Source organism: Pseudomonas sp. 8209, assembly GCF_028682105.1.
In the GTDB taxonomy this organism is placed as follows: domain Bacteria; phylum Pseudomonadota; class Gammaproteobacteria; order Pseudomonadales; family Pseudomonadaceae; genus Aquipseudomonas; species Aquipseudomonas palmensis.
This window is the reverse complement of sequence record NZ_JANIAH010000005.1, coordinates 422,029-444,690: the sequence shown is the minus strand read 5'-3', so window position 1 is coordinate 444,690 and position 22,662 is coordinate 422,029. Positions and strand designations below refer to the sequence as shown.

Annotated in this window: 23 protein-coding genes; 12 read left to right on the top strand and 11 right to left on the bottom strand. The window is 66.4% G+C overall.

All coding sequences use genetic code 11. The features are described 5' to 3' along the window. Positions 1 to 18 precede the first annotated feature (18 nt). The gene (locus NP552_RS13640) at positions 19 to 798 is read right to left on the bottom strand and encodes an IclR family transcriptional regulator (RefSeq protein WP_043860419.1); all 780 of its coding nucleotides are present in this window, start codon (positions 796 to 798) and stop codon (positions 19 to 21) included. 118 nt (positions 799 to 916) lie between these two features. Here NP552_RS13640 and hmgA point away from each other — a divergent pair, with 118 nt between their 5' ends. From hmgA to maiA, 3 genes are read left to right on the top strand one after another with little or no spacing between them, the layout of a single operon-like run. Continuing rightward, entirely contained in the window at positions 917 to 2,218 is a 1,302-nt protein-coding gene (gene hmgA / locus NP552_RS13635) for a homogentisate 1,2-dioxygenase (RefSeq protein WP_043860418.1), read from the top strand. A 2-nt stretch (positions 2,219 to 2,220) separates the two neighbouring features. Then, entirely contained in the window at positions 2,221 to 3,513 is a 1,293-nt protein-coding gene (gene fahA, locus NP552_RS13630; RefSeq protein ID WP_274096816.1) for a fumarylacetoacetase, read from the top strand. A gap of 12 nt (positions 3,514 to 3,525) precedes the next feature. After that, the gene (maiA, locus tag NP552_RS13625; RefSeq protein WP_196932562.1) at positions 3,526 to 4,152 is read left to right on the top strand and encodes a maleylacetoacetate isomerase; all 627 of its coding nucleotides are present in this window, start codon (positions 3,526 to 3,528) and stop codon (positions 4,150 to 4,152) included. A 77-nt stretch (positions 4,153 to 4,229) separates the two neighbouring features. On the opposite strand, the gene NP552_RS13620 is transcribed toward maiA, so the two are convergent. Continuing rightward, positions 4,230 to 5,036 carry a SirB1 family protein gene (locus NP552_RS13620; protein WP_043860415.1) on the bottom strand — a complete coding sequence of 269 codons (807 nt, stop codon included), beginning with the start codon at positions 5,034 to 5,036 and terminating at the stop codon, positions 4,230 to 4,232. A 116-nt stretch (positions 5,037 to 5,152) separates the two neighbouring features. Here NP552_RS13620 and NP552_RS13615 point away from each other — a divergent pair, with 116 nt between their 5' ends. After that, a complete protein-coding gene (locus NP552_RS13615) occupies positions 5,153 to 6,175 on the top strand; it encodes a Leu/Phe/Val dehydrogenase (RefSeq protein ID WP_054914877.1) in 1,023 nt (340 codons plus the stop codon). Positions 6,176 to 6,178: 3 nt separating this feature from the next. On the opposite strand, the gene NP552_RS13610 is transcribed toward NP552_RS13615, so the two are convergent. Continuing rightward, positions 6,179 to 6,442, bottom strand: a complete 264-nt coding sequence (locus NP552_RS13610) for a YebG family protein (protein WP_043860413.1) — start codon at positions 6,440 to 6,442, stop codon at positions 6,179 to 6,181. A 255-nt stretch (positions 6,443 to 6,697) separates the two neighbouring features. Between NP552_RS13610 and NP552_RS13605 the strand changes: the two genes are divergently transcribed. Then, positions 6,698 to 7,168, top strand: a complete 471-nt coding sequence (locus NP552_RS13605) for a phosphate-starvation-inducible protein PsiE (protein ID WP_043860412.1) — start codon at positions 6,698 to 6,700, stop codon at positions 7,166 to 7,168. 7 nt (positions 7,169 to 7,175) lie between these two features. Here the strand turns inward: NP552_RS13605 and NP552_RS13600 are convergent, their stop codons facing one another. From NP552_RS13600 to NP552_RS13580, 5 genes are all read right to left on the bottom strand, one after another. Then, positions 7,176 to 7,484, bottom strand: coding sequence for a DUF3509 domain-containing protein (locus NP552_RS13600; protein WP_054914876.1), 309 nt, complete (start codon positions 7,482 to 7,484; stop codon positions 7,176 to 7,178). 136 nt (positions 7,485 to 7,620) lie between these two features. After that, a complete protein-coding gene (locus NP552_RS13595) occupies positions 7,621 to 8,034 on the bottom strand; it encodes an HPF/RaiA family ribosome-associated protein (RefSeq protein ID WP_043860410.1) in 414 nt (137 codons plus the stop codon). 248 nt (positions 8,035 to 8,282) lie between these two features. Continuing rightward, entirely contained in the window at positions 8,283 to 10,613 is a 2,331-nt protein-coding gene (fecA, locus tag NP552_RS13590; protein WP_274096815.1) for a TonB-dependent Fe(3+) dicitrate receptor FecA, read from the bottom strand. Between the two features lie 89 nt (positions 10,614 to 10,702). Next, positions 10,703 to 11,632: a FecR domain-containing protein gene (locus tag NP552_RS13585; RefSeq protein ID WP_058540849.1), complete on the bottom strand. Its 930-nt coding sequence runs from the start codon at positions 11,630 to 11,632 to the stop codon at positions 10,703 to 10,705. Next, entirely contained in the window at positions 11,629 to 12,129 is a 501-nt protein-coding gene (locus NP552_RS13580; RefSeq protein ID WP_088515558.1) for a sigma-70 family RNA polymerase sigma factor, read from the bottom strand. Before NP552_RS13580 ends, NP552_RS13585 begins: the two co-directional genes overlap by 4 nt. Before the next feature lie 200 nt (positions 12,130 to 12,329). Between NP552_RS13580 and NP552_RS13575 the strand changes: the two genes are divergently transcribed. The 6 genes from NP552_RS13575 (at position 12,330) to NP552_RS13550 (ending at position 18,598) form a co-directional block, all read left to right on the top strand. Next, complete coding sequence (locus NP552_RS13575) at positions 12,330 to 12,635, top strand: DUF3649 domain-containing protein (protein WP_043859706.1); 306 nt, start codon at positions 12,330 to 12,332, stop codon at positions 12,633 to 12,635. Then, positions 12,632 to 14,209, top strand: coding sequence for a PepSY-associated TM helix domain-containing protein (locus tag NP552_RS13570; RefSeq protein ID WP_274096814.1), 1,578 nt, complete (start codon positions 12,632 to 12,634; stop codon positions 14,207 to 14,209). Before NP552_RS13575 ends, NP552_RS13570 begins: the two co-directional genes overlap by 4 nt. Continuing rightward, positions 14,209 to 14,535, top strand: coding sequence for a DUF3325 domain-containing protein (locus NP552_RS13565; RefSeq protein WP_210015460.1), 327 nt, complete (start codon positions 14,209 to 14,211; stop codon positions 14,533 to 14,535). Before NP552_RS13570 ends, NP552_RS13565 begins: the two co-directional genes overlap by 1 nt. Positions 14,536 to 14,539: 4 nt before the next feature. Further along, positions 14,540 to 15,103, top strand: coding sequence for an RNA polymerase sigma factor (locus NP552_RS13560; RefSeq protein WP_078479500.1), 564 nt, complete (start codon positions 14,540 to 14,542; stop codon positions 15,101 to 15,103). Further along, positions 15,100 to 16,080, top strand: a complete 981-nt coding sequence (locus tag NP552_RS13555) for a FecR family protein (RefSeq protein ID WP_274096813.1) — start codon at positions 15,100 to 15,102, stop codon at positions 16,078 to 16,080. Before NP552_RS13560 ends, NP552_RS13555 begins: the two co-directional genes overlap by 4 nt. 103 nt (positions 16,081 to 16,183) lie before the next feature. Beyond that, entirely contained in the window at positions 16,184 to 18,598 is a 2,415-nt protein-coding gene (locus tag NP552_RS13550; protein ID WP_274096812.1) for a TonB-dependent siderophore receptor, read from the top strand. Positions 18,599 to 18,673: 75 nt separating this feature from the next. Here NP552_RS13550 and NP552_RS13545 read toward each other — a convergent pair whose 3' ends face one another. Then, positions 18,674 to 19,549: a helix-turn-helix domain-containing protein gene (locus tag NP552_RS13545; RefSeq protein WP_058540853.1), complete on the bottom strand. Its 876-nt coding sequence runs from the start codon at positions 19,547 to 19,549 to the stop codon at positions 18,674 to 18,676. Between the two features lie 136 nt (positions 19,550 to 19,685). Between NP552_RS13545 and NP552_RS13540 the strand changes: the two genes are divergently transcribed. Then, positions 19,686 to 20,600 (top strand): DMT family transporter, encoded by a 915-nt coding sequence (locus tag NP552_RS13540; RefSeq protein WP_054914866.1) that lies wholly within the window; start codon positions 19,686 to 19,688, stop codon positions 20,598 to 20,600. 37 nt (positions 20,601 to 20,637) lie between these two features. On the opposite strand, the gene NP552_RS13535 is transcribed toward NP552_RS13540, so the two are convergent. Both NP552_RS13535 and NP552_RS13530 read right to left on the bottom strand, forming a co-directional pair. Beyond that, positions 20,638 to 21,609, bottom strand: coding sequence for a 2-hydroxyacid dehydrogenase (locus tag NP552_RS13535; RefSeq protein WP_274096811.1), 972 nt, complete (start codon positions 21,607 to 21,609; stop codon positions 20,638 to 20,640). A 73-nt stretch (positions 21,610 to 21,682) separates the two neighbouring features. Beyond that, positions 21,683 to 22,630, bottom strand: a complete 948-nt coding sequence (locus NP552_RS13530; RefSeq protein ID WP_043860975.1) for a LysR family transcriptional regulator — start codon at positions 22,628 to 22,630, stop codon at positions 21,683 to 21,685. Positions 22,631 to 22,662: the final 32 nt, after the last annotated feature.

Sequence of the window (22,662 nt, the reverse complement as noted above, 5' to 3'; positions counted from 1 at the left end):
ACAGTGCACCAAAACAGGTCACTGTGGTTCATAGCCCATGCGCCAGCTGATTGCCTGAGCCGCCGCCTGCAGCTGCTGCGCCGCCGGGCCCTGTTCATCGGCATGGAAAATCGAGGTAGGGCCCACCACGGTCAGCACGGCAGCGATGTTGCCCATGGCGTTGAACACCGGTGCCGACAGCGCATCCACCCCCGGCATCAGCAGGCCATGCACATGGTGCAGGCCGCGTGCGCGGATCTGCGCAAACAGCGCTTCGTAGTCTGCGGCGTCCTGGCCCAGGGCAAGCAGTTCCTGGTCGCGCAACTCGATGGTCTCGCGCTGGGGCAGGTAGGCCCCGAACACCAGCCCGGTGGACGAACTGAGCAACGGCAGCACCGAGCCGATCTGCGTCACCACCGTCACGGCGCGCACCGCAGGTTCGATGTTCACCACCGTTGCGCCCTGGTTGCCCCACACCGCGATAAAGCAGCTTTCATTGAGCGCGTCACGCAGCTGTGACAACGGCATGGCCGCCACTTTGAGCACGTCCATCCCGCCCAGCGCGGCCAGGCCCACGCGCAGGGCTTCACGGCCCAGCCCGTAGTGGTTGGTGGCCGGGTTCTGCTCGGCAAAGCCGCTGGCGATCAGGGCCTGCAGGTAGCGATGCACCTTGCTCGCGGGCATCTGCACATGCTCGGCCAGGCGCGACAGCGAGGTGGCCGGCGAGAGCTGGGCCAGCGCCTTGAGAATGTCGGTACCGACCTCCGCCGAGCGGACCTTCTGTTTGCCGTTGCTGTCGGCGGTGCTGGTTTTGCTCATGGGAAAGGGGTCCGTGTTGACAGGTGGGCGTCTTTATAGCTTGACGGGTTACAGGTATCAAATTACGTTATGCGTAATCAGTTTACGATAATAATAACGCTACCTGACTGGAGGCTCGATGAACGTCGATTCCACTCCCGCCCTCGCTTACCAGAGCGGCTTCGGCAACGAATTTGCCAGCGAGGCATTGCCCGGCGCCCTGCCGGTTGGCCAGAACTCCCCGCAAAAAGCCCCGTATGGCCTGTATGCCGAGCTGTTTTCCGGCACCGCATTCACCATGGCGCGCAGCGAGCAGCGGCGTACCTGGCTGTACCGTATCCGGCCATCGGCACTGCACCCGGCATTCGAACGCCTCGAGCGCCAGTTGAGCGGCGGCCCGCTGGGCCCGGTAACTCCCAACCGGCTGCGCTGGAGCCCGCTGGACATCCCGGCCGAGCCCACCGACTTCATCGACGGCTGGGTAGCCATGGCGGCCAACTCGGCGGCGCAAAAGCCGGCCGGCATCAGCATCTACAACTACCGCGCCAACCGTTCCATGGAGCGGGTGTTCTTCAACGCCGATGGCGAACTGCTGCTGGTACCCGAGCAGGGCCGCCTGCGCCTCGTCACCGAGCTGGGCGTGCTGGACGTGGAGCCGCTGGAAATCGCCGTGCTGCCCCGTGGCCTGAAGTTTCGCGTCGAGCTGCTCGACAGTCAGGCGCGTGGCTACATTGCCGAGAACCACGGCGCGCCGCTGCGCATTCCGGACCTGGGCCCGCTGGGCAGCAACGGCCTGGCCAACCCGCGCGACTTCCTCGCGCCGGTGGCCCACTACGAAGAGCAGCAGGGCCCGGTGCCGCTGGTACAGAAGTTCCTCGGCGAGCTGTGGGGCTGCGAACTGCAGCACTCGCCGCTGGACGTGGTGGCCTGGCACGGCAACAACGTGCCGTACAAATACGACCTGCGCCGTTTCAACACCATCGGCACGGTCAGCTTCGACCATCCCGACCCGTCGATCTTCACCGTGCTCACTTCGCCTACCAGCGTACCGGGCATGGCCAACATCGATTTCGTGATTTTCCCGCCGCGCTGGATGGTGGCCGAGAACACCTTCCGTCCACCCTGGTTCCACCGCAACCTGATGAACGAGTTCATGGGGTTGATCAAGGGCGAGTACGACGCCAAGGCCGAAGGCTTCCTGCCCGGCGGCGCCTCGCTGCACAGCTGCATGAGCGCCCACGGCCCGGATGCCGAAACCTGCGCCAGGGCGATTGCCGCCGACCTTGCACCGAGCAAGATCGACAACACCATGGCGTTCATGTTCGAGACCAGCCAGGTGCTGCGCCCGACCCGCCATGCGCTTGAATGCCCGCAACTGCAGGCCGACTACGACACGTGCTGGGCCACCTTGCCGAGCACCTTCACCCCGAATCGGAGATAACCATGAACCAGTCCGCCATTGCCCGCAGTTGGGTCGAGCACGCCAACGGGCATAGCGATTTCCCGCTGCAGAACCTGCCGCTGGGTATCTTCAGCCGTGGCAGCGACGAGCGTCGCTGCGGTGTGGCCATCGGTGACGCGATTCTGGACCTCGACGCGGTGCTGGCCGCCGGGCTGTTCGACGGCCAGGCCCGCAATGCGGTGCAGGCCACCCGCGGTGGTGCGCTGAACGCCTATTTCGCCCTGGGCCGTGAGGCCCGCGTGGCCCTGCGCGAGCGCCTGCTCGAACTGCTGGGTGCCGACAGCCCGCACCAGGCTGCGCTGAAGCCGGCCCTGTACCCGGCCGCCGAGTGCCAGTTGCACCTGCCGGCGCGCATCGGCGACTACACCGACTTCTATGTAGGCATCGAGCACGCCAAGAACGTCGGCAAGCTGTTTCGCCCCGACAACCCGCTGTTGCCCAACTACAAGTACGTGCCGATCGGCTACCACGGCCGTGCCTCGACCATTCGCCCGTCGGGTACCGATGTCCGTCGGCCCAACGGCCAGACCCTGCCCGCCGGGCAAACCGAGCCGAGCTTCGGCCCGTGCGCGCGGCTGGACTACGAACTGGAGCTGGGCATCTGGATCGGCCAGGGCAATGCCATGGGCGATGCCATCCCGGTAGCGCAGGCAGGCGAACACGTTGCCGGCTACTGCCTGCTCAATGACTGGTCGGCCCGCGACATCCAGGCCTGGGAATACCAGCCGCTGGGCCCGTTCCTGTCCAAGAGCTTCATCTCCACCGTGTCGCCCTGGGTGGTCACCGCCGAGGCGCTGGAGCCGTTCCGCTGCGCCCAGCCGGCACGCCCCGAAGGCGATCCGCAGCCGCTGGCGTACCTGCTCGACCCGCGTGACCAGGCGGGTGGCGCGTTCGACATCGAGCTGGAAGTGCTGCTGCTGACCGAGCGCATGCGCGAGCAGAACCTGCCGGCGCATCGCCTGACCCTGAGCAACACCCTGAGCATGTACTGGACCGTGGCGCAGATGGTTGCGCACCACAGTGTCAACGGCTGCCAGTTGCAGCCAGGCGACCTGTTCGGTTCGGGCACCCTGTCGGGCGCCAAGTCTGGCCAGTTCGGCAGCCTGCTGGAGATTACCGAGGGCGGCAAGGTGCCGATCGAACTGGCCAGTGGCGAGGTGCGCAGGTTCCTCGAAGACGGCGACGAGATCATCCTGCGCGCGCGCTGCAAGCGTGATGACGTGGCGTCGATCGGTTTTGGCGAGTGCCGCGGCAAGATTCTGCCGGCACATTGAGAGGGTACGAGCATGGAACTGTATACCTACTACCGTTCTACCTCGTCGTACCGCGTGCGCATTGCGCTGGCGCTCAAGCAGCTGGATTACCAGTCGCTGCCGGTCAACCTGCTCAAGGGCGTGCAGCGCGAGGCCGAGTTCCTGGGGCTGAACCCCCAGGGGCGCATCCCGGCGCTGCGTATCGACTCGGGCGAGCTGCTGGTGCAGTCGCCGGCCATCATCGAGTACCTGGAGGAGGTTTATCCACAGCCTGCGCTGTTGCCGCAGTCGCCGGTGGCGCGGGCGCAGGCGCGCGCCGTGGCGGCGTTGATCGGTTGCGACATCCACCCGCTGCACAATGTCAGCGTGCTCAACCAGCTGCGTGAGCTGGGGCATGACGACACCCAGGTGAACGCCTGGATCGGCCACTGGATCACCCAGGGGCTGGCGGCGGTGGAGCAGATGATCGGCGATGCGGGGTTCTGTTTCGGCGATGAGCCGGGGCTGGCGGATGTGTACCTGATCCCGCAGGTGTATGCGGCCGAACGGTTCAATGTGGACCTGTCGGGCTGGCCACGGATTCGCCGGGTGGTGGCGCTGGCCGGTGAGCATGATGCGTTCGTGCAGGCGCACCCTTCGCGTCAGCCGGATACCCCCTGATGGGCCATTCGCCAGCCAGGCCGGCTCCTGCAGGCGCTGCGCGGCCCGTGTAGGAGCCGGCCTGGCCGGCGAAGCTTTCAGTGCACCGAAGGCGTCGGCGGCGGCAGGTGGCTCAGCCGCTCGGTCAGGCGCAACCGCTGGATCGGGTCATCCGTCAGCATCAGCGCATGCTCCAGGTCAAACCGCTCTGCCTGCGGGCAATCCAGCCGCTGATACAGTGTCGCCCGCGCCAGGTAGTCGCTGGCGCTGGCCGAGCCCAGCAACAGCACCCGCTCGGCATCCTTCAGCGCCGCAAGGTCATCATCATTGCTCGCATGCAACTGACGCAGGTTGCGCGACAGTCGTTGCAGCATCTGCTGTGCGCTGGCCGTCACCAGATGCTCGGCGCTCAACGGCAACTGCGGGCCGAACTGGCGGCTGAGCAACTCGCGACAATCGGCCGGGTACAACCGGCGCCCGCCGCAGGGGTCCAGCAGGTGATCGGCCCCCGGCACGCGCAACAGGAAATGCCCCGGAAAATTCACCCCCTCCAGTGGTATCGACAGCCCGCGGGCCAGCTCCAGCGTGAGGATCGCCAGTGCCAGCGGTTGTCCGCGACGACGTTGCAGCACCTTGTTCAGCAGCGCCGCCTGCGGGCGCAATGGGTGGTATTCGTCCTGCTGGAAGCCCGCCGCGCTGAGCGCCCGCAGCAACGGCTGCGCCAGTTCGCTCACCGGCAGCATGGGCAGGCTCTGGCTGACCTGCTGCTGCACGAGCTGCAATTCGCCCAGCACCTGGGCCGGCTGCACGCTGGCATCGTGTTCGGCAGCGATCCACAGCGCCGCCTCGAACAGGGCGGCGGGGTTGCGTTCCAGGCAGGCCAGGCAGGCTTGGCGTGGGGTCATGGCAGTCTCCGCTCAAGCTTCTGTTGTAGCGCCGGCAGGGGCGTTCGTCCAGTGCCGCAACGTGTGCCTTCGCGCCGCCTATACTGGTGGGAGCACTGACTCACGAGGGCTGGGCAATGTTCGCTCTCATGCAAAGCACGCGCACCCACTCACTGCACCTGTGCGTCGACCCGGCCACGGGCCTCAAGGCGGTGATCGCCATTCACAACCAGCGGCTGGGCCCGGCCATGGGCGGTTGTCGCTATCTGCCTTACCCGGACGACGACACCGCAATGACCGATGCCATTCGCCTGGCCCAGGGCATGAGCTACAAGGCTGCCCTGGCGGGCCTGCCGCTGGGCGGTGGCAAGGCGGTGATCATCCGCAACCCCCATGTGGAAAACCGCGCCGCGCTGTTCGAGGCCTTCGGGCGCTTCGTCGACAGCCTGGAGGGGCGCTACATCACCGCGACCGATAGCGGCACCTCGACCCTGGACATGGACTGCATCGCCCAGAGCACCCGGCACGTCACCAGTACCACCACCGCAGGCGACCCTTCGCCGCATTCGGCCATGGGCGTGTTCGCCGGCATCCGCGCCACGGCGATGGCGCGCCTGGGCACCGACAACCTGGAAGGGTTGCGCGTGGCTGTGCAGGGGTTGGGGAATGTCGGGTTTGCCCTGGCCGAGCAGTTGCATGCGGCGGGGGCGGTACTGCTGGTCAGCGACCATGACCCGGGGCGGGTGCAACTGGCCATGGAGCAGTTGAATGCGCTGCCGGTGGCCAGCGAAGCGCTGGTCAGCACGCCTTGCGACATCTTCGCGCCGTGCGGGCTGGGCCCGGTGCTCAACAGCCAGAGCGTCATGCAGCTGCGCTGTGCCGCGGTGGCCGGCTCGGCGAACAACCAGCTGACCCACCTTCAGGTCGCCGACCAGCTCGAAACCCGCGGCATTCTGTATGCCCCGGACTACATCATCAATTCCGGCGGGCTGATCTACGTGGCGCTGACCCACCAGGGCCAGGACCTTGGCACCATCACCGCGCACCTGGCGCGCATCCCCACGCGGCTGACCGAGGTCTTCGCCCACGCCCAGGCCGAGAAGAGCTCGCCGGCCCGCGTGGCCCAGCAACTGGCCGAGAAGCTGGTGTACAACGCCTGATGCCTACTCGGCGGGCTGCTCGGCAAGCAGCTCGGACAACGCGTCGGGCTGGCTCTTGAAGGCCTTGGCGAACACATCGCGGTTCTTCGCCATGTAGATACCCGCTTCCTCGACCTGCTGTTCGCTCAGCGACGGCACGGCCTTCTGCAGCACCTCGGCGAGCAGTTCGGCCAGCTCGAGCATCTTGTCGTGACGGTCTGCTTCAGCTTTATCCATGAACAAGCGCTCCAGATCGCGGCTGCTGCGGTATACCACTTCGACGGCCATTCATCACCTCACATGCCTTTCGATAATTGATGTGTACGAGTACTGTGTTTTTATACAGGTAAAAGCATAAGGCAAACCACCACGTTTGGGTAGTGGCATTTTTATAGCTCAATTTGCTCGCAATGGTGGGGTGGCGGGTGTCTTGCGGCAATCGGTCGCCTTCTCAAGCTGTGCCGCTGGCCTTTTTACTGCATGCAGGCAAAGCGTCACCTGGGTGGCGCATCCTCCCTTCGTCGTTTCCAAGGAATTCGCATCGTGAACATCAAATGGGCTGAAAAAGTGCGCAAGGGCCTGCATGGCTCGGCGGATTCGCTGGGCAACCTGTGCGTGGAGGCCTTTCATTACCTGGCACTGTTCGGCATCGGTGCCATCACCGCCTATGCGGCGGTGTCGGCATTCATCGAGATGATCGGCAAGGGTGGGGTGAGCGTCGATGACATCCTGCTGCTGTTCATCTACCTGGAGCTGGGGGCGATGGTGGGGATCTACTTCAAGACCAACCACATGCCCATCCGCTTCCTGCTGTACGTGGCGATCACCGCGCTTACGCGCCTGCTGATCGGCGATGTGTCGCACCACAAGGCCCCCGACGTGGGCCTGCTGTATGTGTGCGGCGGGATCCTGCTGCTGTCGTTCTCGATCCTGGTGGTGCGCTACGCCTCGTCGCGCTACCCCTCCACCAAGGCCATCGACGCCAGCGGCAAGGAAATCGAAGAGGCCAAGTAGCCTTGGCTCACGCCCCCGCGCGGCGCTCGCTGGCGGCGCGCAGGCCCGGGGTGCGTGCACCGTCGCGGGTCATGCTGGCCAGAATCTCCATGGCGCTGTGGCCCTGCTCGATGGCAATACCAAAGCGCACGCTCTCGATCAGGCGCGCCAGGCGCTTGGGGTCATTGCGCTGGGCCGGGCTGATCAGGCGCTTGGCCACCACGCCCTGATCGTCGGACAGGGTCAGCATGATGCTGCCATCGAGCCGCTCGATACTCAGGTTGACCCGGTAGGTGTCGGCAAATGCAGCGTTGATCTGTTGGAAGGGGTTGACCATGGGGCTGTACCTGGCAAAGACATGTTCTGATTGACCGGGCCCTGGCCAGGTTGGTTCAGGTGGCGTTGCGAGGCAGGTGCCGAGTGGTCAATAAAAAAGGCGAGCCGTGGCTCGCCTTCTTTCATTGCCTTGGCTGTCAGGCCTGACGGGCCTGCAGGGCTTGCTCGTTCTCCAGGAATTCTTCCTGCAGCAGGGCATCGGCTGCCGGGGCGGTTGCGACCTTCTGGGTCACGCCACGTTTGCCGCGCAGTTTGCCGAACAGGTGCTCGAGGGAATGCTCGAGTTTGGTCGCGGCGCCTTCGATGGCCTGCTCCAGGCTATCGGCCTTGTGGCTGACGGAAATCGGTTGATGGCCTTTGGGGCGTGCCTCCATCTGGCAGCGCATGTCGTGGGGGCCTGGCTTGTCGCCGTTCTCATCGCGCAGGTGGACTTCGATGCGGGTGAGGTCTTCTTCGTAGCGTTCGAGCGTGCTTTCTACCGTAGTGCGTACCCACTCTTCGAGACGGGCACTGCTTTGGATATGGTTGTCGCTGTTGACTTGGATTTGCATAGTTCAATCCCTTATTCAGCTAGCTCGCAAGAGAACGATGCGGGCCATTGCGGCCTGTGGAAATCATCGCCTCTTGACTACAAGGTCAGGCAGTTGGCAGAACTTTTCAAGTGCTTGAAGAAGAAAAATATTTTGTGGCAATTAAACAGGTGAAAGGTTGTCTGGGGGTGTCCTGAGTCAATGCGCGGCCCCCCGGCAAGGTGCGCTCCTGTAGGAGCCGGCCTTGCCGGCGAAGCAGGCGCTACCGATCAGAAAGCGACCGATGTCTGCAGATAGACCGTCCGTGGCTCACCCACATACTTGCCCTTGTTGTTGTCGTCGAACGAGCGCGTGAAGTACTGGTGGTTGAAGATGTTCTTCACCCCCACCGCCACGTTCAGGTTCGACAGCTGCGGCCCGAAGTCATAGCCGGCGCGGCTGCTGAACAGCATGTAGCCCGGGATGCGCCCGGCCGCGCCGTCTGCGCTTTGGGCCGAGGTGTTGGCGTTGTCGGCGAACTGGCTGCTCTGGTAGGTGCTGTCCAGGTTCAGCTTCCACGGCCCGTCGGTGTAACCCAGCCCCAGCGTGCCCTTGTGCCTGGAGGAGAACGGCACACGATTGCCCTTGTTCGGCCCATCTTCGCGGATGGTCGCGTCAACGAAGGCATAGCTGGCGTACACATCGAACCCGGCCAGCGCCGGCGTGAGGCCGTCCAGGGCGTACTTCACGCTTGTTTCCAGGCCCTGGTGGCGGGTTTCACCACGGGCGATCACGTCGTCGGTGGTCTGGTTGCTTTCGTACTGGTTGTCGAAATTGATCAGGAACAGCCCGGCCTCGGCCTGCAGGTTGCCGTTGTCGTAGCGCGTGCCCAGCTCCCAGGTGCGGGCCTTCTCGGGCTTCACTTCACCCTGGTTCACGCGGTTGGGCATCTGGCTGTACTGCACGCTGCCGAACGAACCCTCGGTGTTGGCGTAGAGGTTCCAGCTGTCGCTCAGGTGGTACATCACGTTCAGCGCCGGCAACGCGGTGTTGTAGTCGCCCTTGTATTCCAGGCCCTTGAGCTTGTTGCTCTGCTGCGACTTGATCATCTCGTAGCGGATACCCGGGGTGATGGTCCACTGGCCGATGTCGATGCGGTCATCCAGAAACAGCGCATGGGCATCGGTGCCGCCACGGGTGTCGCGGTCGTTGGGGCTGGAGGTGGTCGGCAACTGGCCGGCGCTGACGCTCTCCATGTAGCGCAGCTCGTGCCCGGCCTCGTTGATGTAGCGGTAGCCAAGGCCCACCTCGTGGTGGCTGTCGCCCAGCGCAAAGCCCTGGGTGAAACGGGTTTCGATGCCGCGCACCCAGTACTCGCGCGGCGACAGCGAGATCGACCTGTTCTGCACCAGGTAGCCACTGCGCAGGGTCTTGGTGAAGAAGCTGTTGACGCTGAACTGGCGCTCACCTTCCTTGTAGTCGTAACCGGCGTTGAACATCGTGCGCCGGCCCCAGAACTTGTCCTGCAGGCGGGTCGACTGGTACGGGTCGGCGTCGTAGTCGACCACGTTGAGGCTGCCGGGCATCTGCGCCTCGCCCTCGTAGTACTGCGCCATGGCATGCAGGCTGTTGGCCTCGTCCAGTTGCAGCTTGCCCTTGAGGATCAGGTCGTCGATCTGCGTGTCGCTGTGCTCGCGCCAGTCGCCACCGCGGGTGCCCGAATACAGGATCGCGCCGCCCAGGCCGTTGTCGGCGGTGCCGCCGGCCAGCAGGTTGGCGCTGCTCTTGAAACCGTCGTGGCTGGAGGAGGGGCTGGTCTGGGTCTGCAGGCCGGCCTTCAGCGTGGGTTCGTCAGGGATCGCGCGGGTCACGAAGTTGACGATGCCGCCCACGTTCTGCGGCCCGTAGCGCACGGCGCCGCCGCCACGCACCACGTCCACCGCGTCCATGTTGCCCAGGCTGATCGGCGCGAACGACAGCTGTGGCTGGCCATAGGGCGCAAACGGCACCGGAATGCCGTCCATCAGCACTGTGGAGCGCGAGGCCAGGCGCGGGTTGAGCCCGCGGATGCCGAAGTTCAGCGCCATGTCGTGGCTGCCGGTGCCGTTGTTTTCCGGCGCATTCACCCCGGGTATGCGGTTGAGCACTTCCCGTGCGCTGCTGGCGCCGGTGCGTTCGAACTCTTCACGGCGGATCACGTCCCGTGCGCCGGGGTGTTCGAACACGTTGTCCTGGGTGGCTTCACCCAGCCAGTCGCCGACCACGCTGGAGCTGCCCAGCTCCAGCGGCGCGCCGGCGGCCGGGGCCAGCGGTTGCAGGCTGTAGGCGTTGTCGCCTTCGGCGCGGGCCTGCAGGCCGGTGCCTTCAAGCAGCGCGGACAGGCCCTGTGCAGTGGAATACTCGCCTTCCAGGCCACGGCTTTTCACGCCCTGGGTCACCTGCGAGCCGAACGAGATCAGCACGCCGCTTTCACGCCCGAACTGGTTCAGGGCGTCTTCCAGCGACATCGGGGCGATGTGGTAGGTGCGTGCCTGGGCGGCGTGCAGGGGCGCAACGGCGCCGAAGGTGAGGCTGGCGCCCAGCAGCAGGGCATGGGCGAGGGGGCTTAGGCGAAGCGGCATGCAAAGGGTCCTTGAGAAGGTCGGGGCAAAGGGTTCTGCCTTCTCTGTCACGCGAGATGAAAAAACGGCTCAAGGTTCTGAAAATAATCTCAGGCGCGGGCTTCTACCGTGACCCAGTAGCGGGTGAAGCGCCGCACGCGCACCGGCAGCGACACCTCCAGCAGGTCCAGGATGCGTTCGCTGTCGGCCAGCGGGTAGCTGCCCGACAGCAGCAGGTCGGCCACCGCCGGATCGCACGTGAGCTGGCCGCGACGGTAGCGGGCCAGGTCGTCGATGAAGTCCCCCAGGCGCGTATGCGCAGCCACCAGCATGCCGTCGACCCAGGCGCCGGTGTTGGCATCCACCGCATGGGTGGCGCCCCAGCGTGGCCCGTCGAAACGCGCCTGCTGCCCGGCTTCCAGCGCATGCCCGGCAAGCATCGCCCGGCCCTGCAGCACCGCCACCTGGCTGTGGTCGGCCCACTGGCGCACGTTGAAGCGTCCGCTCGACAGCTGCAGCAGGCCGTTGCCGGTCACCACGCGCAGGGGGCGGGGGTCGTCGGCCACATTGAGCAGCAGTTCGCCTTCGAGCAGGTGGATCAGCCGCTGTTCGCGGTCCAGGCGTACGTCGGCGGCGCTGGCGGTGTTCAGGTGCAGGTGCGTGCCGTCGTCCAGGCGCATCTGGCGGCGCTGGCCCAGCGGGCTGCGGTAGTCGGCCAGCAGGGGCGGCAGCGGGTTGTGCTGCTGCAGGGCCAGCCCGCAGGCGCCGCCCACCCCGAGCAGCAACAGCGCCTTGAGCGCGCGCCGCCGGCTGGCCGAGCGTGGCGCCTGCAGGGCGGCGTGCGCCAGTGGCGAAGACAGCCCGCGCAGGCGCTGATTGACCCGCTGTATGTGCTCCCAGGCGCGACGGTGTTCTTCGCTGGCCTGCAGCCAGCGCTCCATGGCCAGTTGCTGGCGGCTGTCGAGGGCACCGCCCTGCAGTTCGATCAGCCAGTGCACCGCCTGTTCTGCCACCTTTGGCGAGAATTCCTGGGCGTTCACAGGGCGAAGTAGCAGCGCATGGCCGCCTTGTTCAGATGGCGCTTCACGGTGGCCAGCGAAATGCCCAGCTCCCGGGCGATGTCGGCGTAGCCCAGGCCGTCGACCTGGGCCATCAGGAAGGCGCGCTTGACCACCACGGGCAGGCCGTCGAGCAGCCGGTCGAGTTCGATCAGGGTTTCCAGAATGATCGCGCGATGTTCTTCGCAAGGCGCCACCGCTTCGGGTAGCTGGGCCAGTGCCTGGTAGTAGGCGCGTTCCAGGTCCTGGCGGCGGTAGTGGTTGAACAGCACGCGCTTGGCCACCGTGGTGAGGAAGGCGCGAGGTTCGTTGAGCGTTGGTGTTTCGCGCGCCTGCAGCAGGCGCATGAAGGTGTCCTGGGCCAGGTCGGCGGCGCTGTGCGGGCAGCCCAGGCGCTGTCGCAGCCAGCCGGTGAGCCAGTTGTGATGGGCGCTGTAGAGGCCTTCGAGCGAAGCAGGGGCGGGCTGGGCACTGGGCACCGTGACAACTCCGGCGCCGGGGGTGCGCAAAAGAATAAGAATTGTTCGCATTGTAGGAGTTGAAGCCACAGGCTTCAAGCCACCCGCTGCGAGCGGCCATACCACCGATCTGCTTCTTCATGGCCGGTTGAAGCGGTGTCTTTGCATCTGCGAATATTAATCATTAATATTACGCCCCTCCTCACACTGGACCCGCTGTCATGAAAAGCAAAGCCGCCGGGCTGCCCTTCAGTTATCGCCTGGCCGTGACCTCGCGCAGCCTCGCGGCGCTGCTCGGCGGTTACCTGCTGGCGGCCATGGCCAGCGTGTGCATCACCCTGTTGCTGCCCATGCCCAAGGCCGACGCGGTCGTCACCGGCATGATGCTGTCGTTTCTGTTCTACCTGGTGGCGATCCTCTGGTGCTTCGCCTGTCGCAGCGCCTGGCATGCCTGGCTCGGGGTGTTGCTGCCCGGCGCCGCGCTGGCCGCCATCAACGGCCTGGCCTACTGGATGCAAACCCCATGAAAGAAGGCTTTCGCCAGGCCATGGCCTGGCTGCACACCTGGGCCGGGCTGATCTTCGGCTGGCTGCTGTTCGCGATCTTCCTCACCGGCACGCTGTCGTACTTCAAGAACGAAATCAGCCACTGGACCCAGCCGGAGATCCCGTACCGCACCCTCGACACCACCGCCAGCCTGAGCCTGGCGCAGCGCTACCTGCAAACCAACGCCGCCGATGCCGGCAGCTGGTTCATCCAGTTGCCCGAAGCGCGCGACCCGACCCTGCGCGTGGGCTGGCGTGCACCCGGCGCCGGCCGGCGCGATTTCAACGAAAAGATCCTCGACCCCGCCACCGGCAATCAACTGCACCCGCGCGACAGCAGCGGCGGCGAGTTCTTCTACCGCTTCCACTTCCAGTTGCAGATGCCCTACCCGTGGGGCCGCTGGCTGTCGACCTTCTGCGCGCTGATGATGCTGGTGGGGCTGGTCACCGGCATAATCACCCACAAGAAGATCTTCAAGGAGTTCTTCACCTTCCGCCCCGGCAAGGGCCAGCGTTCCTGGCTCGACGGCCACAACGCGATCGGCGTGCTGGTGCTGCCGTTCCACCTGATGATCAGCTACAGCAGCCTGGTGATCTTCATGGCCATGGTGATGCCGGCCAGCATCAGCACGATGTATGGCGACAACCTCCAGGCCTATTACAACGAGCTGTTTTCGCGCGACGAGCCGGTCAAGCCGGCGGGCACCCCGGCACCGCTGGTGCCGTTGGCGCAGCTGTATGCCCAGGCGCGCCAGCAGGCGCCCGGCAGCGAGGTCAGCTGGGTCGAGGTGCAGAACCCCGGTGACCTCAACGCACGGGTGCGCCTGGTGCGTGCCAGCAACGAGGGCATCGCCCAGAACCGCGGCGCCGGCTGGCTGTTCGACGGCGTGCAGGGCACCCCGCTCAAGGCCCCGGGCGAGCAGAGCACACCGTTGCTGATTGCCGCCGGCATGTACGGCCTGCACATGGGCCACTTCGCCGGCCCGACGCTGCGCTGGCTGTACTTCGTGTTCGGTCTGGCCGGCACTGCCGTGATCGGCACGGGGCTGGTGATGTGGCTGGGCAAGCGCCAGCTCAAGCACGCCAAGAGCGGCACCCAGCCCTTCGAGCTGCGTCTGGTCGAGGTGCTCAACATCGCCAGCATGAGCGGGCTGATCCTCGCCGTGGCGGCGTTCTTCTGGGCCAACCGCCTGTTGCCGGTGGCCCTTGAAGGACGTGCCGATCTTGAGGTCGACAGCTTCTTTGCCGTCTGGGGCCTGGCCCTGTTGCACGCGCTGTTGCGCCCTGGGCGCCGCGCCTGGGGCGAGCAACTGCTGCTGGGCGCGGTACTGTTCGCCGCCTTGCCGGTGCTCAACGCCCTGACCACCGGCACCGGCCTGCTGCCTGCGATCGCCCAGGGCGACTGGATGATTGCCGGGTTCGACCTCACGGCGCTGGGCTGTGGCCTGCTGCTGGCCTGGATGGCGCGCAAGATGCTGCGCCCGCAGGTGTTGGCGCCCAAGCGCGCGGCACGCACGCCCAGGGCCGCACCGCTGATCGAAAGCGAGGTGCAGTGATGCTGGCCATCGCGTTGTTCGGCTTTGCCGCAGTGGCGGCGTTGTGCCTGGCCATGGAGCGCCATTACGCCGACCTGCTGGGGCACAAGCCCACGCCCCGCCGCCTGCGTGGCCTGCGCATGGGCGGCTGGTTGCTGATCGCCGTGGCACTGGGGCTGGCGGTGCGTCACAGCGGCTGGGCCATGGGCCTGGTGGAGCTGAGCGCGGTAGTGATGGGAGGCTTGTGCGCGTGGGTGTTCGTCCTTCCCTACGCCCCGCGCCTGCTGCTGGGCCTGGCCGCGGCCAGCCTGGTGCTGGCGCCGCTGGCACTGCTGGCGCCGTACTGAAACGATGAGCGAGCCGCTCGACAGCCACGACGACGCCCCGGGCCGCGCACGTTTCGTGCAGGTGTTCGTGGCCCAGCGTGCGCGCATGGAGCGCCTGGTCAGCCGCCGCGTGGGCTGTCGGGCCACCGCCGCCGACCTGGTGCAGGAACTGTTCCTGCGCTTCTGGCGTCGCCCGCAGGTCGAGGTCGAGGCGCTGGACACCTACCTGCTGCGCTGCGCCGGCAATATCGCCATCGACCACCTGCGCAGCCAAGGCGCCCGCGAGCGGGTCAGCGACAGCCTGCTGGCGCCGCATCAAGACAACCATGCCAGCGAGCCCGAGGCCGCGCTGGAGGCCGACAGCGACCTGCGTCGGATCGAGGCTGCCCTGCGCGAGCTGCCCGAGCGTACCCGCCAGATCTTCCTGCTCAACCGTATCCATGGCCGCACCTATGCCGACATTGCGCGGGCCATGGGCCTGTCCCAAAGCGCCGTGGAAAAACATATGATGCGTGCCCTCGAGGCCTGCAAGGCGAGTATCGCCGCCGAGCCTGCCGTGCCCCGCAAGCCAGGGAATGCCCCGCGATGAACGCTCCAGCCCCACCTACCGCCGAACAGCAGCAGGCCGCGCTCGCCTGGCTCGGCCAGATCAACCAGCAGCCCGCGCGTGCCGAGGGCGCCGCGTTCAAGCGCTGGTTGCTGGCCGACCCTGCGCACCCGCAGGCCTGGCGCCAGGCCCAGGCGCTGTGGCAGCAGACCGCCGCGCCTGCAGCACGCCTGGCCGCCGAAGACGCCCCGGCACTGGACGCCTACCTGCGCGCGATGGACCGGCCTCGGCGCCGTTGGCCGGCCCGTGTGGCCGGGTTGGCACTGGCTGCCAGCGTGGTACTGGGCGTGGCGATGGGGGCGGGCTGGCACCCGGCCAACTGGGTCGATGACCTGGGCGCCGATTACGTGGCCTCGGTGGGCGAGCTCAAGGCCGTGACCCTGGCCGACCGGTCGCACCTGCTGCTGGATGCCGACAGCGCCATCGACGTGGACTTCAGCGGTGGGCAGCGTCGCGTGCAGGTGCGGCGCGGTGCGGTGTTCTTCGAGGTCACGCATACCGGTGCGCCGTTCACCGTGCAGGCCGATGGCGGCGAGGTGCGGGTGATGGGTACCCGGTTCGAGGTGCGTCGCCAGCTCCGGGGCACCACCGTTACCGTGCTCTCGGGCAAGGTCGGGGTCACGCCGGCGCCGGGGCAGGCGCAGCAGGTGCTCACGGCCGGCCAGCAGGTGGAGTACGCCCAGGGCCTGGCCGGTGCAGTGCAGGGCGTGGACAGCGAGAACCGCCTGGCCTGGCGCCAGGGCTGGCTCAACTACTACCAGGCGCCGCTGGCGCAGGTGGTCGACGACCTGGCGCGGCATTACCCCGGGCGCATCGTGCTGCTGGACGACGCCCTGGCGGCGCGCAAGGTCAGCGGCAGCTTCCCCGCCGCCGACCCGCTGGCGGCGCTGGACGCCCTGGGGGCGGTGGCCGGCTTCCAGCGCAAGACCCTGCTCGGGCGGGTCACGCTGCTGCGCTGAAAAATATTTTCACGGCCCGGTGAGGTAAGTACGTGCGGCAACCGTGTAGTGATTGAAAGTGCGATTCATTCGCATGAAACAGGTTCACTCACAGGTCGACGGCATGAAGTTCAGGGCAAAATCATCGTTGGTGCGTTGCGTTTCAATCGGGCTTGGGGCGGCAGCGTGGCTGCCGCTGGGGGCGGGCGTGAGCCAGGCGGTGGCGGCGCAGCAGGTCGAGCAGGTGTACCGCTTTGCCCAGCCCAGCAAACCCTTGCCCCAGGCGCTCAACGACTTCAGCCGGGTCACCGGGTTGAGCGTGGTCTACACCGTCGAGCTGCCCGGCCTTGCCGCGCCGGCCCTGACGGGCACGTTCAGTGCCGAGCAGGCCCTGCAGCGCCTGCTGGGCAACAGCGGCTTCACCTACCGCCGCGTGAATGCGCGCACCCTCACCGTTGAACCGCTGGCCCAGGCCGGTGCACTCAACCTCGAGCCCACCACGGTCTCGTCCCAGCAGGACAGCGTCGGCAGCTACCAGCCGCCGGCCACCAGCGCGATCATGCGCAGCCAGGTGCCGAACCTGGAGATCCCCCAGGCCATCAACGTGGTGCCGGCCCAGGTGCTCGCCGACCAGGCGCCGCGCAACCTCGACGATGCGCTGAGCAACGTCAGCGGCATCACCCAGGGCAACAACTTCGGCGCCACCGCCGACACCGTGATGAAGCGCGGCTTCGGCGACAACCGCGACGGCTCGATCATGCGTGACGGCATGCCGCTGGTGCAGGGGCGCAGCCTCAATGCCAGCACCGAGCGGGTCGAAGTGCTCAAGGGCCCGGCCTCGCTGCTGTACGGCATCCAGGACCCGGGCGGGGTGATCAACGTGGTCAGCAAGCGCCCGCAACTGCAGCGCTACAACGCCGTGAACCTGCGCGGTTCCAGCTATGGCAGCGGCAAGAACGGCAGCGGTGGCGGGCTCGACAGTACCGGCGCGCTGGGCGACAGCAACTTCGCCTACCGCCTGGTGCTCGACCACGAGGACGAAGACTACTGGCGCAACTTCGGCACCCACCGCGAGACGCTGGTGGCGCCGTCGCTGGCCTGGTTCGGTGAAGACACCCAGGTGCAGCTGGCCTATGAGCACCGCGAGTTCCTGTACCCGTTCGACCGCGGCACGGCCATCGACCCGCGCACCAACCACCCGCTGAACATCCCCAGCACACGTCGGCTGGACGAGCCCTTCAACAACATGGAAGGGCGCTCGGACCTGTACCGCCTGGAGGTCGACCATCAGCTTGCCGATGACTGGAAACTCCACTTCGGCTACAGCTTCAACCGCGAAACCTACGATGCCAGCCAGGTGCGCGTCACCGCGGTTGACCCTGCCAAGGGCACCCTCACGCGCAACCTGGACGGCACCCGTGGCGCCCTGAGCAGCGACCGCTTCGCCACCGTCAGCCTGGACGGCAAGCTGCAACTGGCAGGCATGCAGCACGACGTGCTGGTGGGGGTGGATGACGAGTACCGCAAGGTGTTTCGTGCCGACCTGATTCGCGGCGCCCGCAACACCTTCGATTACCTGGACCCGGTGTACGGCCAGGTCCAGCCCGGCACCGCCGTGCGCGACAGCGACAGCGACCAGACCGACAAGCTGCGTAGCAACGCGTTGTTCTTCCAGGACTCGATCCACCTCGACGAGCACTGGATTCTGGTGGCCGGTGCGCGCTATCAGCAGTTCGACCAGTACGCCGGTCGCGGCCGGCCGTTCAAGGCCAACACCGACAACAGCGGCCAGGCTTGGGTGCCGCGTGCGGGGCTGGTGTACAAGGTCGACGACACGCTGTCGTTCTATGGCAGCTACACCGAGTCGTTCAAGCCCAACTCCAGCATCGCGCCGATGACCGGTGGCCTGGTGCTGGATTCCTCGATTGCCCCCGAAGAGGGCAAGTCGTGGGAGCTGGGGGCCAAGCTCGACCTGCCGGGGGCGATCACCGGCAGCGTGGCGTTGTTCGACATCACCAAGCGGAACGTGCTGGTGGCCAATTTCGACACGGCCACCGGCGACACCCTGTACAGCAGCGCCGGCGAAGTGAAGTCGCGCGGCCTGGAGATGGACCTCACCGGGCAGGTGAGCGAGCGCTGGAGCCTGATCGGCAGCTATGCCTTCACCGACGCCCAAGTGTCCCAGGACCCCAAGCTCAAGGGCAACCGCCTGCAGAACGTGGCGCGGCATACCGGGTCGTTGTCGGCGGTGTATGACGTGGGCAGCCTGTTCGGTGGTGATCGCCTGCGGGTCGGCGCCGGGGCGCGCTATGTGGGCGAGCGGGCCGGCAACGCGGAGAACGATTTCGACCTGCCGGCGTACACCGTGGCGGATGCGTTCGCCAGTTATGAAACCCGGCTGGATGAGCACAAGGTGCGCTTTCAGCTGAACGTGAAGAACCTGTTCGACAAGACCTACTACAGCTCGGCGGTGAACCGCTACTTCGTGGCAGTGGGGGATTCGCGGCAGGTGAGCCTGTCGAGCACCCTGGAGTTCTGAGGGCCTCTTCGCCGGCAAGGCCGGCTCCTACAAGGGCATCGCAAACTCTGTAGGAGCCGGCCTTGCCGGCGAATCTCAGCGGCGCATGGCCAACCGGTAATCCCCCGGCGTGGCCCCCACCACCTGCCTGAAGCGATTGCTGAAATGGCTGGCACTGGCAAACCCGCACGCCAATGCCACCTCGCCCAACGCCCCGTCGCCACAGCGCAGCAGCTGGCGTGCCCGGGCCAGGCGCCGCGCCAGCAGGTACTGGTGCGGCGGCAGGCCGAAGCTTGCGCGGAACATCCGTGCAAAGTGGTAGTGCGACAGGTTGCACAGCAACGCCAGCTCACCCAGGCTGATCGCCTGCTCCAGGTGCGCCTCGATGTAGTCGGCCAGGAGCCGGCGCTGATGCGTCGCCAACCCGCCCTTCAGGCGCAGCCCCCGACGCAGCCCCACCTGGTTGAGCACGGCATGGTCGAGAATCTCGTGGGCCAGGCTGCTGGTCAGCAGGCGCTCGCCCGGCTCGTCCCAGTTCAGCTCGATCAGCCGGCCAAAGCGCAGCGCCTGCTCCGGGTCGTCGATGAAGGTCGCTTCGTGCAGTTGCACCTCGCGCGGTTCGCGGTCCAGCAGGCGGGTGCAGGCCAGGGCGAACTGCGCCTGGCTGATGTACAGGTGCGCCAGGCGGATGCTGCCATTGATCACCCAGTTCGAGGCGTGCTCGGCCGGCAGGATGCACAGCTTGCCGGGCCCGCCCTTGGCGGCGGGGCGATCCCGGCGAAAGGTGCCGGTGCCGCCGGCGATATAGCACGACAGCGTGTGGTGGCTGGGCGCTTCGTAGTCGCGGGCGTCGTGGCGGTTGTTCCACAGGGCTGCGACCAGCTCGTCGCCGAGCTGCGCACTGTGTTCCAGGCGGGCATTGGGCGAGGCGTGCATGGCTTGAAAGACTTGCAACTGGTCCAGCGGCGTCATGGGGTCTACCTCTGTCGGCCATCCTACTCGCGGCCACCGGGCCTGACAGCCCCGCCCAGCAAAAAACCGCAAGTTTGTGCAAGCGCACGGGGCGGCCCGCGCCGGACACTGCAGGCTGTCGTGAGGAGTGCATGCCATGAACCTGTCGTTGTACCTGCTGACCGTGCTGATCTGGGGCACCACCTGGATCGCCCTGAAACTGCAACTGGGGGTGGTGGCCATCCCGGTGTCCATCGTCTATCGCTTTGCCCTGGCGGCGCTGGTGCTGTTTGCCGTGCTGTTGATCGGGCGGCGCCTGCAGGTGATGAACCGGCGCGGGCACCTGATCTGCCTGGCGCAGGGGCTGTGCCTGTTCTGCGTGAACTTCATGTGCTTTCTGACGGCCAGCCAGTGGATCCCCAGCGGCCTGATCGCGGTGGTGTTCTCCACCGCCACGCTATGGAACGCACTCAATGCGCGGGTGTTCTTCGGGCAGCAGGTGGCGGCCAACGTGCTGGCGGGTGGGGCGCTGGGGCTGGGCGGGTTGGGGCTGCTGTTCTGGCCGGAGCTGGCCGGGCATGCGGCCAGCCGCGAAACCCTGATCGGCCTGGGCCTGGCGTTGCTGGGTACGCTGTGTTTCTCGGCGGGCAACATGCTCTCGAGCCTGCAGCAGAAGGCCGGCTTGCGGCCGATGACCACCAATGCCTGGGGCATGCTCTACGGGGCCGGAATGCTGGCGCTGTACTGCGTGGTCAGCGGTATTCCGTTCGCGATGGAATGGAATGTGCGGTATGTGGGGTCGCTGCTGTACCTGGTGATCCCGGGGTCGGTGATCGGCTTTACCGCGTACCTGACGCTGGTGGGGCGCATGGGGCCGGAGCGTGCGGCGTACTGCACGGTGCTGTTCCCGCTGGTGGCGCTGAACGTGTCGGCGTTCTACGAGGGGTACCAGTGGACAGCGCCGGCACTGGGCGGGCTGGTGCTGGTGATGCTGGGCAATGTGCTGGTGTTCCGGAAGGGGCGGGTGGTGACGCCTTCGCCGGCAAGGCCGGCGCCTACCAGGGCCGCGTAACCCTTGCAGGAGCCCGCCTTGCTGGCGAATGGCAGCCTTACTTCCACACCTGCGGGTTCACCAGGTCGCGCGGGCGCTCGCCCAGCAGTGCCGCGCGCAGGTTGTCGATGGCACGGTTGGCCATCGCCTCGCGGGTTTCGGCCGTGGCCGAGCCCACATGCGGCAAGGTCACCGCATTGGCCAGCTGGAACAGCGGCGATTCGCTCAGCGGCTCCTTCTCGTACACATCCAGCCCTGCACCGCGAATCGTGCCCTGCTGCAACGCCGCCGCCAGCGCCGCCTCATCCACCACCGGCCCGCGCGACACGTTGACCAGAAACGCACTGGGCTTCATCAGCATCAGTTCGCGCTCGCCAATCAGGTGCCTGGTGTTGGCCCCCAGCGGCACCACCAGGCACACGAAGTCGGCTTCGGCCAGCAGTTCATCCAGGCTGCGGTACTGCGCGCCCAGTTCCTGCTCCAGCGCGGTCTTGCGGCTGTTGCCGCTGTAGATCACCGGCATGTTGAAGCCGAACCGGCCACGCCGCGCAATCGCCGCGCCAATGTTGCCCAGCCCGACGATGCCCAGCGTCTTGCCATGCACGTCGCTGCCAAAGTGTGCCGGGCCCACGGTGGCTTTCCATTCGCCGGCCTTGGTCCAGGCGTCCAGCTCGGCCACCCGCCGCGCCGCGCTCATGATCAGCGCAAAGCCGAGGTCGGCGGTGCTTTCGGTGAGGACGTCAGGGGTGTTGGTCAGGGCGATGCCGCGCTGGTTGAAGTAGGCCAGGTCGTAGTTGTCGTAACCCACCGACACGCTCGACACCACCTGCAACTGCTCAGCGTTGTGCAACTGCGCTTCGCCCAGCTTGCGCCCCACCCCGATCAGGCCGTGGGCCTGGGGCAGCGCTTCGTTGAACTGGGCATTGATGTCGCCCAGCTTGGGGTTGGGCACGATCACGTTGAAGTCTTGCTGCAGACGCTCGACCATCGGGGCGGTGATGCGGCTGAAGGCCAGTACGGTCTTTTTCATCGGCGAACTCGCTGCGGGCAGGGGAGAATGGGTAGCACGCTATCATTCTCCGCCGCCACTGTGCAGCAAGATTTCAGGTGGCGATGAGCAGCTCGTGGGTCTTGAGGTCGGCCTCGTGGGCCGCGAGGATTTCCGGCAGCGAGTTGCGCAGGTACTCGACCCAGGTCTTGATCTTCGCATCCAGGTACTGGCGCGAGGGGTAGATCGCGTACAGGTTCAGCTCCTGCAGGCGGTACTCGGGCATCACCCGTACCAGGCTGCCGTCGCGCAGGCCGTCGATGGCCGAGTAGATCGGCAGCACGCCCACGCCCATGCCGCTGCGGATCGCCGCCTTCATGGCATCGGCCGAGTTCACCTGGAAGGGCGCCTGGGTGATGTTCACCACCTCCTGGCCCTCGGGGCCGTCGAACAGCCATTTTTCCAGCGGGATCACCGGGCTCACCATGCGCAGGCAGGCGTGCTTGAGCAGGTCGGCCGGCTTGTGCGCCACGCCGTGGCGCTTCACGTATTCGGGCGAGGCGCACACGATGCTGTAGGTGATGCCCAGGCGCTGCGACACGAAACCCGAGTCCGGCAGCTCGCTGGCGAGCACGATGGACACGTCGTAGCCCTCGTCCAGCAGGTCGGGCACACGGTTGGCCATGGTCAGGTCGAAGGTCACGTCGGGGTGCGTTTCGCGGTAGCGGGCGATGGCGTCGATGACGAAATGCTGGCCCACGCCGGTCATCGAGTGCACCTTCAGTTGCCCGGCCGGGCGCGCATGCGCGTCGCTGGCCTCGGCCTCGGCTTCCTCCACATAGGTGAGGATCTGCTCGCAGCGCATCAGGTAGCGCTTGCCCGCTTCGGTCAGTGCGATGCGCCGGGTGGTGCGGTTGAGCAGGCGGGTTTGCAGGTGCGCTTCAAGATTGGAAACCGCCCGCGACACGTTCGCGGTGGTCGTATCCAGTTGCACGGCAGCGGCGGTGAAACTGCCGACTTGCGCGACGCAACTGAAAGCACGCATGTTTTGCAGGGTGTCCATGGGGCGCTCTCAAGGAAGACGACAGAATTGTG

Bases quoted from the DNA above. Each gene is read 5' to 3' on its own strand.
- NP552_RS13640 (WP_043860419.1), bottom strand. From the start codon at position 798: ATGAGCAAAACCAGCACCGCCGACAGCAACGGCAAACAGAAGGTCCGC.
- hmgA (WP_043860418.1), top strand. From the start codon at position 917: ATGAACGTCGATTCCACTCCCGCCCTCGCTTACCAGAGCGGCTTCGGC.
- fahA (WP_274096816.1), top strand. From the start codon at position 2,221: ATGAACCAGTCCGCCATTGCCCGCAGTTGGGTCGAGCACGCCAACGGG.
- maiA (WP_196932562.1), top strand. From the start codon at position 3,526: ATGGAACTGTATACCTACTACCGTTCTACCTCGTCGTACCGCGTGCGC.
- NP552_RS13620 (WP_043860415.1), bottom strand. From the start codon at position 5,036: ATGACCCCACGCCAAGCCTGCCTGGCCTGCCTGGAACGCAACCCCGCC.
- NP552_RS13615 (WP_054914877.1), top strand. From the start codon at position 5,153: ATGTTCGCTCTCATGCAAAGCACGCGCACCCACTCACTGCACCTGTGC.
- NP552_RS13610 (WP_043860413.1), bottom strand. From the start codon at position 6,442: ATGGCCGTCGAAGTGGTATACCGCAGCAGCCGCGATCTGGAGCGCTTG.
- NP552_RS13600 (WP_054914876.1), bottom strand. From the start codon at position 7,484: ATGGTCAACCCCTTCCAACAGATCAACGCTGCATTTGCCGACACCTAC.
- NP552_RS13595 (WP_043860410.1), bottom strand. From the start codon at position 8,034: ATGCAAATCCAAGTCAACAGCGACAACCATATCCAAAGCAGTGCCCGT.
- fecA (WP_274096815.1), bottom strand. From the start codon at position 10,613: ATGCCGCTTCGCCTAAGCCCCCTCGCCCATGCCCTGCTGCTGGGCGCC.
- NP552_RS13575 (WP_043859706.1), top strand. From the start codon at position 12,330: ATGAAAAGCAAAGCCGCCGGGCTGCCCTTCAGTTATCGCCTGGCCGTG.
- NP552_RS13570 (WP_274096814.1), top strand. From the start codon at position 12,632: ATGAAAGAAGGCTTTCGCCAGGCCATGGCCTGGCTGCACACCTGGGCC.
- NP552_RS13565 (WP_210015460.1), top strand. From the start codon at position 14,209: ATGCTGGCCATCGCGTTGTTCGGCTTTGCCGCAGTGGCGGCGTTGTGC.
- NP552_RS13560 (WP_078479500.1), top strand. From the start codon at position 14,540: ATGAGCGAGCCGCTCGACAGCCACGACGACGCCCCGGGCCGCGCACGT.
- NP552_RS13555 (WP_274096813.1), top strand. From the start codon at position 15,100: ATGAACGCTCCAGCCCCACCTACCGCCGAACAGCAGCAGGCCGCGCTC.
- NP552_RS13550 (WP_274096812.1), top strand. From the start codon at position 16,184: ATGAAGTTCAGGGCAAAATCATCGTTGGTGCGTTGCGTTTCAATCGGG.
- NP552_RS13545 (WP_058540853.1), bottom strand. From the start codon at position 19,549: ATGACGCCGCTGGACCAGTTGCAAGTCTTTCAAGCCATGCACGCCTCG.
- NP552_RS13540 (WP_054914866.1), top strand. From the start codon at position 19,686: ATGAACCTGTCGTTGTACCTGCTGACCGTGCTGATCTGGGGCACCACC.
- NP552_RS13535 (WP_274096811.1), bottom strand. From the start codon at position 21,609: ATGAAAAAGACCGTACTGGCCTTCAGCCGCATCACCGCCCCGATGGTC.
- NP552_RS13530 (WP_043860975.1), bottom strand. From the start codon at position 22,630: ATGGACACCCTGCAAAACATGCGTGCTTTCAGTTGCGTCGCGCAAGTC.